The organism is Oscillibacter sp., from assembly GCF_040505565.1.
Lineage (GTDB): Bacteria > Bacillota > Clostridia > Oscillospirales > Oscillospiraceae > Oscillibacter.
Genome location: NZ_JBEUWZ010000001.1, coordinates 1 through 15,230 on the forward strand (window position 1 = coordinate 1; position 15,230 = coordinate 15,230).

A 15,230-nucleotide genomic window follows, 5' to 3' on the forward strand; every position below is an offset into this window, starting at 1 on the left:
TGGTCAATTGCCTTCAGCGCGTTGTACAGCAGGGTGAACATCTGCTGACGGGAGACGGCCTGCTTCGGGGCAAATTTGTTGCCACCCACACCGTTGGAGATCCCCAGCCGCTTTGCCGCCGCCAGATAGCCGGTGTAATAGGTGTCGCCCGCGTCGGAGAAGTTATCCGCCGCGCTTTCATCCGGCTCAATACCGTAGGCACGCATGACCAGCGTGATGAACTGACCGCGGGTCAAGGTTGCATTGGGGTTGAACGCTGTTTCGGTCGTTCCGCCGGTGATACCGCGGGCCGCGAGGAACGTGACCGCATCGTAACACCAGGCGTCCTCCGCCACGTCGCTGAACGCCACTTTGTGATAGCCCACAGCATAGGTTGAAAAGTGCGTGGTGGTGAAGATCACCGTACCCGTCGCTGCGTCATAGCGCGCATCCGGTACCAGGGTGGGCGTGCCGTCTGCGGTGATGTAGTAAATGACGATGGCGTTCGTGTCCTCGCCGGAGGCCGGGGTGTAGGGAACGGACACGGTCACATCGCCGCCGAACTGGGAAATCGTCTTGCCGCTGCTCGTCACACTGAATTCATAGACGGGGTGGCTGCCCACGGCCTGCTTTGCCGCATCGGGGAGCGTGGATGTGTCCACTTTAGAAGTGGTAACGGTCACATCGCCGCCTGCCGCGCCGGAAATGGTTTTCAGAGCCGCTGCGCCGAAGCTGACGGAGCCTGTCGGGCCTGAGATCGTGAGCGCCGCTGCGTTACCACTTACGAGAGCCTGCATGGAGGCGTGCGGAATTGTCGTGCCGACACGGCTCGCGCCGGAGGCCCCATCAATCTGAATTTTCACATCAGGCGTACCGCTCGTTCCAGCTGCCGTTTTCGCCTTGGCAAGTGCGTCGTTCATCTGGTCGGCGGTAACGGAGCCGGATGCTACACCGCCGGAGACGGTGGGCGTCACCGTCGTTGTGGCCGTCGAGCCGGAGACGGAGGTTTTAGGTGTGGTGGTTGAGCCGCCGTAAAAGCCGCCGCCTGTACTGGGATTGCCCGAGTCGGCCGCCGCTGTGGTGGGGAAGATGGCGGTAATAATACCTGAACCGGCGCTGTTAGTCGCCGTCGCACCCGCCACGGTGAAGAAGTTCGCGGCGACGCCCGTTGTGGTATAACCTGTTTTGGGCGTAAGGGTGATCGTCGCCGTGTAAACGGTGCTCGCGGTAAAGGTCCCGCTCACCGCCGGCGACCATGCGATGGCGGACGTATATTCGGGCGTTTCCGCAAGGCTGGTCACAGGCGCAGCGCCCCTGACGGGAGCCGTCACACCGAAAATGGCGGCAGTGCTGACTTTTACGTCCGCTATATAGTAGCTGCTGTAAAGCGTCGTCGCACCAGTCACGGTCGTGCCGCTGAAGGCTGTTGTCTTTGCACTGTCTGTGTACCATGTATTGTTGTACGCGCCGTCTTTGTAGACGCTGGGCAGCGTGCCGATCGTGGTGTTACCCGTCTTCGCGACGGTGATGGAATCCAGCACGCAGCTTGCGCCTGTCCCCTTATTCAGAGTGACAGCTGCGACGTCCATGTTGGTTGTGGTTGTGAACGTACCGCTGGTGATTGTCTTGACGTTGACCTTGCCATTGCTGTCGTTCTTGACGGCGACGTCGGAGGAGATGATTGTTACCACGTTTACAATACCGGTGCTCACATTATATACGCCGAAAAACACTCCGGTGGCCGTCGTCACGTTTACGGTACCGGTGCTTTGATTATTTACACCGCACAGACTACCTTCGGCTTTCGTCACGTTAATCGTGCCTGCGCCTGAGTTGGCAGCTCCTATGCCTTGCAGAGCATTGCCTTGGGCGTCGCCAACATTGACCGTTCCCGGACCGTTGTTTGCAGCGCCTACTCCCATAAAGTTACCCGACGCGGAGGCGTTCGTCACATCCAGCGTACCGGAACTGGAATTATCCAGACCATAGCTATTGTCGGCCGTGCCGCCCTTGACGGAGACTATGCCATAACTCCGGATATCCAGTATGCCGCCTGTTCTAAGGCCAATGCTGACGCCGTTCGCACCGGTCGAAGTGCCGCCCTGCAGCGTCAGGCCTTTCAAGATAACCGTGCCTGTGCCGGTCAGGGTGAGCGCGACGGATTCGGTGGCAGAATCTTGCCCGGTCAGCTTGAATCCGCCGCCGTCGATTGTAATGGTTTTACCCGTCGAAACCGTATAGTTGACTGATTCGGTAATATTGGCGAGAAGGGTTATGGTGTTGCCGTTCGCGGCCTCTTCCAACGCGTTCGACAGAAACGGGTAATACTCCGCTGTATCTGTATTCTGCACAGGCATCTTCACCTTCACGATCTGAGTGCCTCCGCTTCCGCTGTATATCCTGTATCCGATGTCCACGCCTATGCCGTTAATGCCATCGGAAATGGTCATCGGAGAGCCGTTTGCCATAATGTATGTGCTTGCTGTCAGGCTGCCTTTAATTGTGATCGTGTTATTTGCTCCGCCTGCGGGCAGAACGGCGCCGACACTGCTTGTGCCGGTGGCCGTGACATTGCCATTGACCGTCAGCGCGCCTTCGCGCAGATCAACGCCGGTGCTGTCTGCACCAGATACGGTTACATCGCCCATAATGACAACCGTCGCCATATCCGCAGCCACACCCGTGCAGGAAGCTCCGGTTGCCGTGGCGCTTGTTACCGTGGCGCTGCCGCCGTCCGTGACGGACAGGCCAATTTTCGTTCCCGTAACATGAATCTCCGGGTTGGCCGCAAAGCTTGTGTCCAGTGTCAGGGTGCCGCCATTGACAACAAGGGCGGGCTCACTGTCCGTCGTCGTCACGTTGAACGTGCCATTGTTTGTGACCGTCAGGCGACCGCCGCTGGAGACGGTCAGGGGCGTCCCGCTGTCAGACGAAAGGGACAGCGTTTGCTCGCACAGATTGAGTGTGAGGGTTTTCCCGTTCTTGATGGTGACGGGGGTTGTTTCGTCAATGGAGCTGGAGCCAGAGCTGTTGATCACAAGAATTGTCCACCCGGAATTCGCGTGGGCAACCGCGTTCGCCAGAGTCGAATATGTACCCCTATCGACATTGTTCTCGTCTGTCACCAAATAGTTATTCGGCTCCTCCACCGCCAGCGCCGCCATGGGCAGCAGGAACAAAGTCATGCACACAGTGAGAAGAACGCTCAAAAGCTTTTTAATCGGGTTCATTCATTGTTTCCTCCTTAAAAATTGATCGGTTATTTTTGTGCCAGTTGAAACAGCTCGTTGACTGAAATTTCAACCTTATTGTCCCAGCGGATAAAGTTGCCGTCGGTAGTGGCCCGCCCGAATAATTCCTTATCCGAAAGCATACCGAATCGTATCGTCTCCAGTCGGCTCTTTAAACTCAATATCACACTGCTGCCATTATCGAACTTGACCTCCAACCGATAATCCTCCTGCGGCGTAAGGCCGGTGATTTTACTCATTTTCGTCACCTCCAAAACAGAAAATCCACCGTACATGTATTGTACAGTGGATTTCTTTGGTTCTGTATCACCCAGTGGGTGATTTTAGGCAACAAATTTTGTGCGCTATCGGTCGACGTGTTGCTTTAAAAGTACGCGGGAGTTGACGCCGAGCTTCTCGAAAACGCTTTTCAGCTGCGTTTTCACCGTGTTTTGAGAGATGAACAGGCGCTCACCAATTTCCCGGTTTGAGCAGCCCTCGGCGGCCATGCGGGCGATTTCCGACTCCCTCTCGGTCAGTTTTGGTTTGTTTTCGTTGAAATGGTTATCCCGAATATCCTTCAAGGCGTTTTGGTAGGGGAACTGCAGCGCCCGTATCCGCGCGATGTCCTTCCGATATGTACCCTCGCGCAAAAGCGCATCAAGAATGGGGCTTATTTCCTCACCGTTTTCTACGAAGGGCATCCAGACCTCGTCCGGTCTCGCCAGCGCCAGCGCCTGCCGGATAGCATCGGCTGCGGCATCCAAGCGGTGGAGCCGCTGATTTGCGACGCCGACATAGACGTGTGTATAGATCTGCGCCAGCACATTTGGAAAAATGGAGGCGATCCCAAACAACTGTCCGGAGAGGCCCAGCAGCTTGGCGTATTCCCCGCGCAGCAGCAGTGCCCGACCGTAGATGATATTGTAAAAGGCTCTGGCCGGGAAATAGAGACGGCTGGAATCAAAATCCCCCTCTGCCAGCCAACCAGGGATGCTATCCGTGCGCCCAAGGCAAATGTCGATGAAGCCTCGGCACAGGTCGACGGTGTGGAGGAGCACATACTGCCGCTTGTTTTCCATCGTTTCCTGTATGCGTCGCAGTAAACTTTCAACGCCGGTATAATCGCCGCGGGAGAGAGCTATTCGGGCCTGCAAAAAATACGCGCACAGGAGCATGTTTGCCTGATTGGCCTCTCCGGCTGAATACAGCGCCCGATGTACGGCGATTTCCGTGTTTTCCGTGTCGCCTCTGTTAAAGTGCCGTTCTGCCTCCATCAGGTGCTCCGCGCCCGTGCCGTGCCCGTCTGTGAGCCTGTAATAGTACGGCATGGCCTCCTTCATGTCACGGATTTCCTGGTCAAGCATACCGCTCTCCCGGTAGAACATGTACAGCACGGAGGGGGAGCCGAACGTCCAGCTGCCTGTGGTGTCCATAAAGCCGGAGGGCTTTTTAAGAAGCGCGCAGGCTTTTTTGTGGTGCTCTGACATGCCCTTAATGTCGTTATATTTTCCAAAGCTTGTCAACAGCTCCAGATCGCCTGCCAGCTTGTCACGGCGTTCATCGTCTAAACCGTCGGTCTGTATCAGCTGCGCCAACTCCATACGGGTCTTCTCAAACAGAGCTGTTTCGTTAAACGTCACAAGCGCCATGGCGTAGACCAGCAGGGCGATGGGATGGCGCATTCTGCACGCAGACGGACAGGCTTCAAAATACGCAATGATCAGCGCCTTTTTTTCGGCGCCGAAGCTGCTGGCTTTGTCAAGCTCTGCCGCGTGAAGCACGCTGTCATACTCCTTCGCCGCATGGAAATACTGCATTGCGGTCAGGTAGTCGCCGACGTCCAGACACCAATGCCCGGCTTTTTGATAGAGCTTCCGCTGATAAGCCGCATCTCGTGTTTCCAGCTTTTCTCGCAGGAAGCCGGTAAAAATGTTGTGCATCTGATAGGTTTTCGTTTCCGCGTCGAAGGTGATAAATGCGTTCTTCCGCCGAACCTCCGCCAGAAGTGCGCCCGCCTCTGCGCCGCTCCACATGTAAACGGCCTGTCCAAGAGTAAAATTATCAAACAGGCACAGGCTCAAAAGAAACTCCTTGATTTCCGGTGAAAAGGGTTCATAGATCGCACTTTCCACCAGCTTTTGAATGTTGTTCGTGTTCGTCAGGCTGCCTGTTTCCCGAAAGCTGAGCAGCAGCAGGTACAGGGCGCTGATCCAGCCCTCGGTAAGTCTGGACAGCTTGCTTGCCTCGTCCAGGCGCAGGCTTACGCCGCAGAGCTTATAGTATTCGGCGATTTCACCGGGTGCGAACTCGAAAAATTCCTTCTCAATGTGATACAGGTACCCCTTGAGTGACAGCTCTTCAATCCGAAACCGCTCGACAAAGCGCGCCGTCAGGATGATATGGAAATGCTCGATTTCGCTGACGATCAGACAATGGACAAAGCTGCTCACGTCGGTGGCGCTGACAAGATGATAATCGTCCAGCACAAGGATAGTTTCCTCGGAGAGCGTCATTTCTCCAATCAGCCTGAGCGCCTCCTGTATTGTGACGCTGTCGTTGGGAAAACCAAGCTTTTCAAGGCTTTCGGCACGCTCCGCGTCCACCTCGCGCAGAAGACGGCAGAAGGCTGTCCAGAAGCCGGTGGCGGAGTCGTCGTAGATGCGCTGCCACAAAACATGGGCGTCCGTGTCTTTTAAATACTCCCGCACGGCCGTCGTCTTGCCGTAGCCCATGGGGGCCTCGATCAGCGTGCAGGGAAATTCGGGAATCTGTTCCATCTGGTGCCGGAGCTTGTCGGTAAAATAGATGGCTCTGGAGTTAAATATCTTTTGTTTTGGCATCGATGCGACCTCCTGTGAAGCCTTTTTTTCGGGTTCCCTTTTTGTCATAAGTATACTTCCGAGAGGGGGAGTTTTCAAGAATAAGAAGTATCGTAGTTGACTTGCATTAAAAAGATCTTTGCAAATTGTTTTTATCGTCTGCAGTGAAAATAGGATGATGTTTCCTTTGAAAGAAGTTTGGAAATCGCTTCTTGGTTCCATCTTGGCTTGAGACCATAGACCGGTCTTGAGCCGATGGCGGTCTTGGCGTCTGCCGAGAGCGCGGGAGTGTCCGCCGCAGTAGCTGTAATCGTCACATCTCCGCTGCCTGCTTGCCGATTTCCGCAACGTCCTTGCTGCCGGAGGGGGTGTACTTCCGCAAGCGCCTGACGCCGGAGATCCTGGGCGAAATTAACGAGATGATTCTATCTGCGGCACGAAAAGCAGAACACCGTCACGTGGTCGAATTGAAAATTCTATTGCGGATTCTTGCATTTTTTGGTATGATAAGCGGAGATTTTGAAGAATCTATTTTTTACTTGAGAGAGTTGCCAAAGCACCCGGGTTATTGAATCATCGTTTCTATGGTCGTGGTGACTGGGCTTTGTGACGCCGGAAACGTCCGATGAGTTTTCCCCTCTTTGAAAGGCAAAAATGGAAATATGTTCATAATTTGTTCATGACTGGATATGGGTTTTCCGCTATGTTAAAGGCAGACATTATGTAACCGCATGCAATGCGCGCAATGGAGGGAGAACATGAGAGAGTTTTGGGAAAAAAGGCTGCCGGCCCTTTTGCTGACGGCCCTGATGCTGGCGGGAACGGTGATTCCCGCAATAGCTGATCCGGCTTCCGGGGACGGTTCCGGCAGCAGCAGTTCGACAACGGACCCGCCTGCGACCGTGCATCATTTCAGCCCCAACTGGTCAAGCGATGCGACAAATCATTGGCACGCTTGTACAGACGAAGGCTGCACTGAAAAAAACGATGTAGCGTCCCATGTGTGTACAGCAGGATGGAAGGACAAAAAAGACGGGATACATCATCAGAAGGTCTGCGATGTCTGCGGACAGGAAATGGAATGTGAAGAGCATCATATGCCATCCGCGCCGACCTCTACGATACCGGCTACCTGCGCTAGCACCGGCAAGAACATTTACGAATGCATGGATCACTGCGGTTATCAGAAGGAGGAGATTATCCCCGCTCTTCCCCATACCCCGTCCGACGCATGGACTTACGATACGACATCTCACTGGCATATCTGCTCGGTCTGCAAGCAGGAAATCAGCGGAACCAGAGCGGCTCATACGTATGACAGCAGCTATACCACCGATGCATCATATCACTGGAGAATCTGCACAGTCTGCAAAGGAACCTCCGCAAAGGAAGCCCATGTTGACAAAAATAATGACGGTGTTTGTGATATCTGCGGACGCGGCGGTCTGCCGATCTCCGCGAAGTGTACCGTAACGTTTATAAACTCCGGCAGCACCTTTGCGTCTCAGAGCAACATCAATAAGGGCGCCTGCCCGACGAATCCCGGAACACCCGCGAAAAATGCCAGCAACTGCTCATATAGCTTCAGAGGCTGGACCACCTCCGACCCAGGCACCACCGCCGTCTACACCGGGCAGACCATCTACTCCTCCGCCCAGATCGCCGTGATAGGCGTGTCCACCAACGTCGTTTACTACGCGGTCTACTCCATGACGGCTTCCAACCAGAATGCGTCGGTGGACGTTGCCGAAACTGCGGAAGTCACGGTTGGCACTGTGGTGCGTGACAAGCTGAACAGCCTGGTTGCCAGTGTGGCCGGACGGAGCTTTACCACCGTGACCTTTACCACCGTTTCCAACTCGTATTACGGCATATTGTATGCGAATAGCGGAAAGGCCTCCCTCACCGGACGGACCTATTCCTACAGCGGCGGTAGCTATCCCATCACGGACCTGTATTTTGTCCCCTCCGGCACGAGGGGGACCTACTCCGTGACCTATTCCGCCTCAGACGGATACAGCACCATTCAGGGTACGCTCTCTATCAACACTACAGACACCGCCAGCACCAAGATCACCTATACGGTGCGGCCGGGACAGAAGGTATCTCTGGCCAGCAGCGACTTCAACGGAGTTTATCAGACCGCTTATTCCGACACGGTCCGCTGGGTGGAATTCACCTCTGTGGGTTCCTTCTCCACCTCCGACGGCGCGTTTTACTACAATTACGGGAAATCCAATCAACAGGAATTTTCCCGGACCTCCGTGGACGACTATACTTACTATTACAGCAGCTCTGGCTACGGTACCTATCCCATTGACGACCTGAGCTTTGTGGCCGCCGGCAGCGCCGCAAAGAAGACAATCAGCGTCAACTTTCGGGCCTATTACTCAAACAGCCGCTATGTGGACGGCACGATGGAGATCCAGATCAGTGGCACGGCATCCGCCATTACCTATCAGGTAAGCCAGGGGGAGGAAGTGAATTTCGACCGGAGCGATTTCAACCGCGTGTTCCAGGACTCCTATTCCGGCTATGACCTTCGGTATGTGAGTTTCTTGTCCAGCAGTTCCTACGATACGTCCTGCGGTACCTTCTATTATGACTGCGGCGGGAGAAATGAGCGCGCATTCACCAAGTCCAATCTCACCAGCTATGCCTATTATTACAACAGTTCCAGCTACGGGGACTATGCGCTGGACGACCTGAGCTTTGTAGCCTCCAGCAGCTTTACCGGCAGTACGACTCTGACGTTCCGCGCCTATTACGACAGCAACCGCTATGTGGACGGTTCGCTGGTGATTCAGGCGAAAGAGGCCGTCAACCGCGGGGATGTTCGGTACTACACCACCGGTAGCACCAATGTTCAGATCAATCCCAACGACATTACCCGGTTCCTGAACAAAGCCTATTCTGGCTCCGTGCTCCAGTCCGTGAAGCTGGGGGGCGTGCCGCAGACCGGGACACTGTACTACAACTATTACGGCGTCAGCAGTTACGGTGCGTCCAACCTGCGGCTGACCTCGTCAAACTGCGATGATCATTTGCTGTACTTCAGCCCCACCGGCACCAGCCAGTACGCGCTGAGTGAGCTGACCTATGTTCCCAGCGGCACCAACTACTGCGTGACCATTCCCTTCACCGCGTACAGTACCAACAACCGCTCTGCGCAGGGCAATATTCTCATCAGCGTCAACAGCGTGACGGTGCAGGATGTCTACGGGGCCACGCCAATGAATACTTCCGTGACCTTCCCTAGCTCCGCTATCTACAGTGCCGTGGCCGCAGCCGTATCCTCCAACGCCTCGCTGTACAGCATTCAGCTTTTGGAGCTTCCCGCTTCCTCTAAGGGGACCATCTATGTGGGCACAGGCTCCACCAAGGCCAATACCAACACCCGCTATACCTATTCCGCCAGCTCCGGCAGCGGGCGGATCAGTGACCTTCGCTTCGTCCCCGCCACCGGCTTTACCGGCTCCGTGGAGATTCCGTATGTGGCGTATAACAGCTCCGACCGGGCCATTGCCAGCGGCAGGCTGTGCCTTGGCATCGTGGGCAGTCTGAAGAGCTACCGCGATGTGACTACATCCGTCTGGTGCTATAAGTATGTGGCGGAGCTCAGCGACGGAAAGGTGATCGACGGCTATCCCGACGGATATTTCCGGCCGGACAAAACCGTGACCTATGGGCAGGCTCTGAAGCTCATCATGCTGGCCTCCAATTATAGAACACAGGCCCCCACGGGAAAACACCCTTTCAGCGGATATCTGAGCCGGGCCAAGGCTGACGGGCTGCTTACCGGTGTGAAGGACAGCGATCTGGACCGGCCCATCAGCCGTCTCGCGGTGGCGCAGATCACCGCCAAGGCCATGCGGCTTGGCCTGTCCAATCTTTCCAGCGTGAAGCCCTTTACGGACACCAGTGACGTATACGTGCAGGCGCTGAGCGCCGCCGGCATTGTGGAGGGGTACTTCTCCAGCGGAACCAGCACCTTTAAACCATCCAGCACCATGACCCGCGGTCAGATATCCGCCATCGTCTGGCGGATGGAACGGGCCGAGTAAGTGGGGTGCAGTTCCCGGACCGACGAAAAATCACCGGCGCCGCGTTTAACGCGGCGCCGGTGAAAATATACGCGGTGTTTTCAAATGACGGAAGCAAAGACTGCCCCCGAGTTTGCTGCGTTGATTTCGGAGTGTGGCCCAAAATTTTTTATAAGAGGCCCTGGACGGATGCCATACCGTCTGGGGCCGAAAGCTGTCCACAGGCTGCCGGAATTCGACAGTCCGCGGACAGTTTCATTTAATCTTATAGTTAAGTGCCCCGGACAAGGCGCAAAATAGGCCTGACGCCGACATCTTTGGTGAGAATCCCTGCTTCAAGCGAAAAAAGAATTATACACGGACCTTCACCACGCACTTTCGCACTGTTTCCGGCACGCCGGCGGCCACGCAGGGGGCATGAGCGTCCTGAGGCCATAGAACCAGAACCCGGCCGCCGCCAAGAGTCAGCGGTTCCGTGGGCCCGCGATAGAACCATATGTCCCCCTGCTCGTCTCCGGAGACTTCCTCCTTCATGACGGAGAGAGGGGCTACACCGACCTTTTCCGAGCCACTTAGCAGAAACTGTACGTCGATATACTTCCGGTGGGCCTCCGGCTTATCATTGATGAGTCGAGTCTCATAGGTGCTGAGGCTGGCATATACGTCCTGTCCGTCCAGCTCCAAGCAGCCGTCGGGGAGACTTGAAAAATCGTTTTCCGCCAGAAAGCGAAAGGCCCGCGCCAGACGGGGGGACAGGGCGGAATACGCGCAGAGATTCTCCAGTGTGTCATAAAGCATGAATTGTTCCTCCTTCAGCCGCCATGCGGCTATGAGGAGCGGTATGAGGCCGCTCCTTTATTTCTGAAAGTATAAGCCCAAATGTAACCCCGTGTAAACCGTAAGCCGGAAAATAGTCCCGCGCCGAAAAGGCGTTTCATACAAAAATTAAAAAACAATGTTCATTATTAAGAAACGTAAGCTTAAATTAAAACCAATGTAATCGAATAAATTCAAAAAAATCACAGTTCTTTCAAAAGCACTTGCACAAATCCTTGCTGCTTTGTATAATTGTATTGAAATAGAGAAGAGCGTTCTCTAATGATGAACGGCGGGAGGAACTGAGATGGATCAGGCACAGGACCCAAAAGTAAAATCCTTAGCGAAAGCGCTACGGATTCTGGAGTGCTTCTCAGTGCAGTCACCCGAGCTTGGCGTGACAGAGCTGGCGGAGATGAACGGTATTACCAAGAGTAATGCCCATAACATCCTGAACACATTTCAGCAGAGCGGATACATTGAAAAGCAGCCTAACGGAAAGTACACGCTTGGTTTGCAGCTGCTGGAATTTTCCTATATCATTAACCAGCACCTGGGTTATCCCCGGGCGGTATACGATCTGCTTATGGATCTGGCCAACAAGACCGGCGAGATTGTTTACTTCGGCCTGCCTCACGGAACGGATGTCCTCTATCTCTATGTGGCCCATCCCGTTGCCCGGATGCAGGAGCTGCCTTACCGCGACATTTTGGGCGAACACGCGCCGCTGTACTGCACGGGGATCGGCAGGGCCATCCTCTCCGCTATGCCGGAGGACGAGTGGGAGACGCACATCACCCCAGACCGCACGCCCTTTACCGATGCCACGGTCACGGATCATGATCAGATCATTGAGGAGTTGTGGCGGACCCGGCGGCGGGGGTATTCCATTGACAACTGCGAGCGGGAGTATAACGTCCGCTGTGTGGGTGCGCCGGTGTTCAGCGGAACGGGACGGCTGGTGGCCGGCATCAGTACCTCCGGTCCCGCCAGCGTTATGACCGACGAAAAGCTGCTGCGCTGCTCCAAGCTGGTGATCGACACCGCCCAGCGTATGCGGGAGCGCATCTACCACTGAATTTTGTATCCCAACGCCGGAAGGCGTGTAAATAAGCTTAAATTTGATTTAGGAGGATGTTTTGATGAAAAATTGGAAAAGAGCTCTTGCAATGCTGTCTGCTTCCGTGATGGTGGCCGGTATGCTGGCCGGCTGCGGTAGCTCCAGCACTACCCCCGCCGCGTCCGGCTCGACGTCCGGTTCCGCGTCCGGCTCCGCTGCGGGCAGCGACGTGGGTGAGCCTGTAAACCTGGTCTTCTCCATCACCGCCGTACCCACCGACGCACACGGCGCCGCCCAGAAGGTCTTTAAGGAAAAGCTGGAGGAGATTTCCGGCGGCAATATGACGGTTGAGTGCTATGATTCCGGCACGCTGTACGGCCAGGACACCGAGACCGACGCTCTGAAGAACGGCGATGTGGACATGATCTACTCCTCTGCTTCCTGGCTGACCGACGGCTCTCCCTGGGTCTCCATGTTCACCGCGGGCTACATTTTCCAGAGCTATGACCATATGACCAAGGTACTTAACGGCGATATCGGCAAGGAGGTCTTCCAGAAGATCGCTGACGAGCAGGGCATTCTGCCGCTGGGCGCTTACTATCTGGGGACTCGCCAGATCAGCCTTTCTGAGGATCGCGCCATCACCACTCCCGATGACCTGAAGGGCGTGAACCTGCGGATGCCCAACTCCGATGCGTGGGTCTTCCTGGGCAAGGCTATGGGCGCAAATCCCACCGCCATTGCGTTCAACGACCTGTATCTGGCGCTGCAGACCGGCACCGTGGATGGTCAGGACAACCCCCTGCCCACCGTGAAGTCCGCCAAGTTCTATGAGGTTCAGAAGTCCATCTCCCTGACCAATCATCTGGTTGATTCCGTGTGGCCCACCATCAACTTGAAGAAGTGGAATTCTCTGACCGCCACCCAGCAGGGTTGGGTGATGGAGGCTGTGGCGGCCGCCCGTCAGTCCTGCGATGACCAGAACCTGAAGACCGAGTCCGAGGTTCAGGACTTCCTGAAGGCGCAGGGCATAAAAATCTATCAGGCAGACGTGAAAGCCTTTGCCGATCACGTGTTGAACGTCTATCTGAACGACCCCATCTCCGACAGCTGGGACAAGGATCTGCTGACCCAGATCCAGGGCATGGCCTAAATCTCAGATCGTTGAAATCCCGACCGGGGGGCTGGTATTCCGGCCCCCCGGCTCTTTTCAAAACTCACATAGAGAACGACGTTCCAAATCTTGACCTAATGTACGACTTATCCGTGATCGAATTTCCCTTTGAAAGGAGGGCTGTTTTTGGACGGCCTTAAAAAAATTGGGCGGTTTATCCGCAACTGTGTGGAATTATATATTCCCATTATCGCCTTCGTGGCGCTGTTTCTGATCTTCTGCTTCCAGGTCTTCATGCGCTATGTCGCCAATAATCCCCAATCCTGGACGCTGGAGGTGGAGCAGATGTGCTTTCTCTGGCTGGTGCTGCTGGGAGCCTGCTTTGCTCAGCGTGAAAAGGCCCACGTGTCTTTTACATTGCTGTATGACGCGCTGAGTGTCAGGGGCAAGGCGATTACCGCCATGCTGGGCAACATCATCATTTCCGTAACCTTCGCGGCGGCATTTATTCCTTCGCTTCAGTATATCTGGGGACAGATGGAACGGGCGCAGGTCACCAGCATTCTGAAAATCCCGAAGACACTGGTATTCTTCCCCTATGTAATTTTCCTGGCAGTGATCCTCGTATACGCGCTTCTTGATATTTATGAGGAAATTATGGTCCTGCGGGGCGATCAAAAATATATAGATAAAATGCTGGGCGAGAGCAAATCCGAGGCCGAACAGGCCATAGAGGAGGCCGCCCGGCAGGAGAGCATTCACTTAAACGCCGACATCGATGACGGTATGGGAAAGGGGGACAAATAATATGGAATATCTGCCTTTGATCGGTTTTCTTGTGGTGTTTGTCCTAATCTTCGTGCTGCGCATGCCGATTCCTACCGGTATGATTGCCGCCTGCATGACCTACTTCATTCTGGGCGCCGTCACCTCCGGCCAGCCGCTGGGCGCGGTACTGATGGGCGAATCGGGAAGTCTCCATCTGGTGGCCCAGAAGACCATTGAACAGATTTTTACCAACGGCACCCTCATCGCCGTGCCTTTGTTTATCTTCGCTGCCAACGTTATGAACGCCGGCAAGATCACGGAGTACGTATTCGGCGTGTGCAAGGGCCTTGTGGGCCGGTTCCACGGCGGCCTGGCCCATGTGAACGTACTGGCCTCTCTGGTGTTTTCCGGCATGACCGGCTCCGCTGTGGCGGACGCCTCCGGCCTTGGAAAAATGGAGATCGACGCCATGCGGCAGGAGGGGTATGACGACGGCTTCAGCTGCGCTATTACCGCCGCCAGCGCCACCATCGGCCCTATTTTCCCTCCGTCGATCCCCATGGTCATCTATGCCATGCTGACCAATGCGTCCGTGGGGGCGCTCTTCATGGCGGGCATGGTCCCTGGCGTTTTGCTGGCTATAGCGCTGTGCGTGTATGTCTTCTTCATCGCCCGGGCGCGCCAATATCCCCGCAGTGCGCCGCCGAAGCTGCGTGCCTATCTCAGATACTGCCTGAAAGCCATCTGGGCCATGCTGACCCCTGTGATCCTGCTGATCGGCATTTACACCGGCGTCATGACGCCCACCGAGGCCGGCGCTATCGCGGGTCTGTATGCCCTGATCGTAGCCCTGCTCGGCTATCGCGTACTGAGTTGGGAAGGATTCAAGCAGGTTCTAATCGATACGGTGAAGTCCACCGGTTCCGTCTCCATCATGGTGGGTGCCGCCTCCACCATCTCCTTCATCTTTGCCAAGGAGCAGATCGGCACTATGATCGGCAATTGGCTGCTGGGCATCACGGACAACAAGTATATCTTCCTGCTGATGGTGAACCTCATCATTTTGATTCTGGGCATGTTCGTGGATACCTCTGTGATCCAGCTGGTTATGATCCCCATTCTGTGGCCTGTGGCGCAGGTCCTGGGCATAAATATCATCCACTTTGGCCTCGTTATTGTCTTCAATATGATGGTGGGTCTTTCCACGCCGCCGTTTGGCATGTGCCTGTTTATCACCTCTGGAATCTCCGGTACACCGCTGAAGGATGTTATCAAGGAAATTAAATGGCCCATTGTGGTCATGCTGATCGTGCTGACGATTATCACCTATATCCCGGACGTGGTGCTGTTCCTGCCCCGGATGTTCCACATGATGTAATCAAAAGTCTGAAGAGCGCA

General features: G+C 55.2%; 10 protein-coding genes. 6 read left to right on the forward strand and 4 right to left on the reverse strand.

Annotation, left to right across the window (positions count from 1 at the left end; translation table 11 throughout):
* The 3 genes from ABWQ15_RS00005 to ABWQ15_RS00015 form a co-directional block, all read right to left on the reverse strand.
* On the reverse strand, nt 1-3,209 hold a 3,209-nt coding region (locus ABWQ15_RS00005; protein WP_353906766.1), incomplete at its 3' end, for an S-layer homology domain-containing protein.
* A 29-nt stretch (nt 3,210-3,238) separates the two neighbouring features.
* Nucleotides 3,239-3,469, reverse strand: a complete 231-nt coding sequence (locus ABWQ15_RS00010) for a DUF2442 domain-containing protein (protein WP_353906767.1) — start codon at nt 3,467-3,469, stop codon at nt 3,239-3,241.
* 105 nt (nt 3,470-3,574) lie between these two features.
* Nucleotides 3,575-6,052, reverse strand: coding sequence for a LuxR C-terminal-related transcriptional regulator (locus ABWQ15_RS00015; protein WP_353906768.1), 2,478 nt, complete (start codon nt 6,050-6,052; stop codon nt 3,575-3,577).
* 347 nt (nt 6,053-6,399) lie between these two features.
* Between ABWQ15_RS00015 and ABWQ15_RS00020 the strand changes: the two genes are divergently transcribed.
* On the forward strand, nt 6,400-6,603 hold the full coding sequence (locus ABWQ15_RS00020; RefSeq protein WP_353906769.1) for a hypothetical protein: 204 nt from the start codon (nt 6,400-6,402) through the stop codon (nt 6,601-6,603).
* 186 nt (nt 6,604-6,789) lie between these two features.
* Entirely contained in the window at nt 6,790-10,095 is a 3,306-nt protein-coding gene (locus ABWQ15_RS00025; protein ID WP_353906770.1) for an S-layer homology domain-containing protein, read from the forward strand.
* Between the two features lie 330 nt (nt 10,096-10,425).
* Here the strand turns inward: ABWQ15_RS00025 and ABWQ15_RS00030 are convergent, their stop codons facing one another.
* The gene (locus ABWQ15_RS00030; protein ID WP_353906771.1) at nt 10,426-10,872 is read right to left on the reverse strand and encodes a NanQ anomerase/TabA/YiaL family protein; all 447 of its coding nucleotides are present in this window, start codon (nt 10,870-10,872) and stop codon (nt 10,426-10,428) included.
* Between the two features lie 325 nt (nt 10,873-11,197).
* On the opposite strand from ABWQ15_RS00030, the gene ABWQ15_RS00035 reads away from it, so the two are divergent.
* The 4 genes from ABWQ15_RS00035 to ABWQ15_RS00050 all read left to right on the forward strand — a co-directional run bounded on the left by ABWQ15_RS00035 (nt 11,198) and on the right by ABWQ15_RS00050 (nt 15,210).
* Nucleotides 11,198-11,968: an IclR family transcriptional regulator gene (locus tag ABWQ15_RS00035; protein WP_353906772.1), complete on the forward strand. Its 771-nt coding sequence runs from the start codon at nt 11,198-11,200 to the stop codon at nt 11,966-11,968.
* Nucleotides 11,969-12,032: 64 nt separating this feature from the next.
* Nucleotides 12,033-13,103 (forward strand): sialic acid TRAP transporter substrate-binding protein SiaP, encoded by a 1,071-nt coding sequence (locus ABWQ15_RS00040; protein ID WP_353906773.1) that lies wholly within the window; start codon nt 12,033-12,035, stop codon nt 13,101-13,103.
* Between the two features lie 147 nt (nt 13,104-13,250).
* Nucleotides 13,251-13,871, forward strand: coding sequence for a TRAP transporter small permease (locus tag ABWQ15_RS00045; protein ID WP_353906774.1), 621 nt, complete (start codon nt 13,251-13,253; stop codon nt 13,869-13,871).
* A 1-nt stretch (nt 13,872) separates the two neighbouring features.
* Complete coding sequence (locus ABWQ15_RS00050) at nt 13,873-15,210, forward strand: TRAP transporter large permease (RefSeq protein ID WP_353906775.1); 1,338 nt, start codon at nt 13,873-13,875, stop codon at nt 15,208-15,210.
* Nucleotides 15,211-15,230 lie beyond the last annotated feature (20 nt).

Coding starts and splice junctions, on each gene's coding strand:
- ABWQ15_RS00015 (WP_353906768.1), bottom strand. CDS start 6,052: ATGCCAAAACAAAAGATATTTAACTCCAGAGCCATCTATTTTACCGAC.
- ABWQ15_RS00040 (WP_353906773.1), top strand. CDS start 12,033: ATGAAAAATTGGAAAAGAGCTCTTGCAATGCTGTCTGCTTCCGTGATG.
- ABWQ15_RS00010 (WP_353906767.1), bottom strand. CDS start 3,469: ATGAGTAAAATCACCGGCCTTACGCCGCAGGAGGATTATCGGTTGGAG.
- ABWQ15_RS00050 (WP_353906775.1), top strand. CDS start 13,873: ATGGAATATCTGCCTTTGATCGGTTTTCTTGTGGTGTTTGTCCTAATC.
- ABWQ15_RS00030 (WP_353906771.1), bottom strand. CDS start 10,872: ATGCTTTATGACACACTGGAGAATCTCTGCGCGTATTCCGCCCTGTCC.
- ABWQ15_RS00025 (WP_353906770.1), top strand. CDS start 6,790: ATGAGAGAGTTTTGGGAAAAAAGGCTGCCGGCCCTTTTGCTGACGGCC.
- ABWQ15_RS00035 (WP_353906772.1), top strand. CDS start 11,198: ATGGATCAGGCACAGGACCCAAAAGTAAAATCCTTAGCGAAAGCGCTA.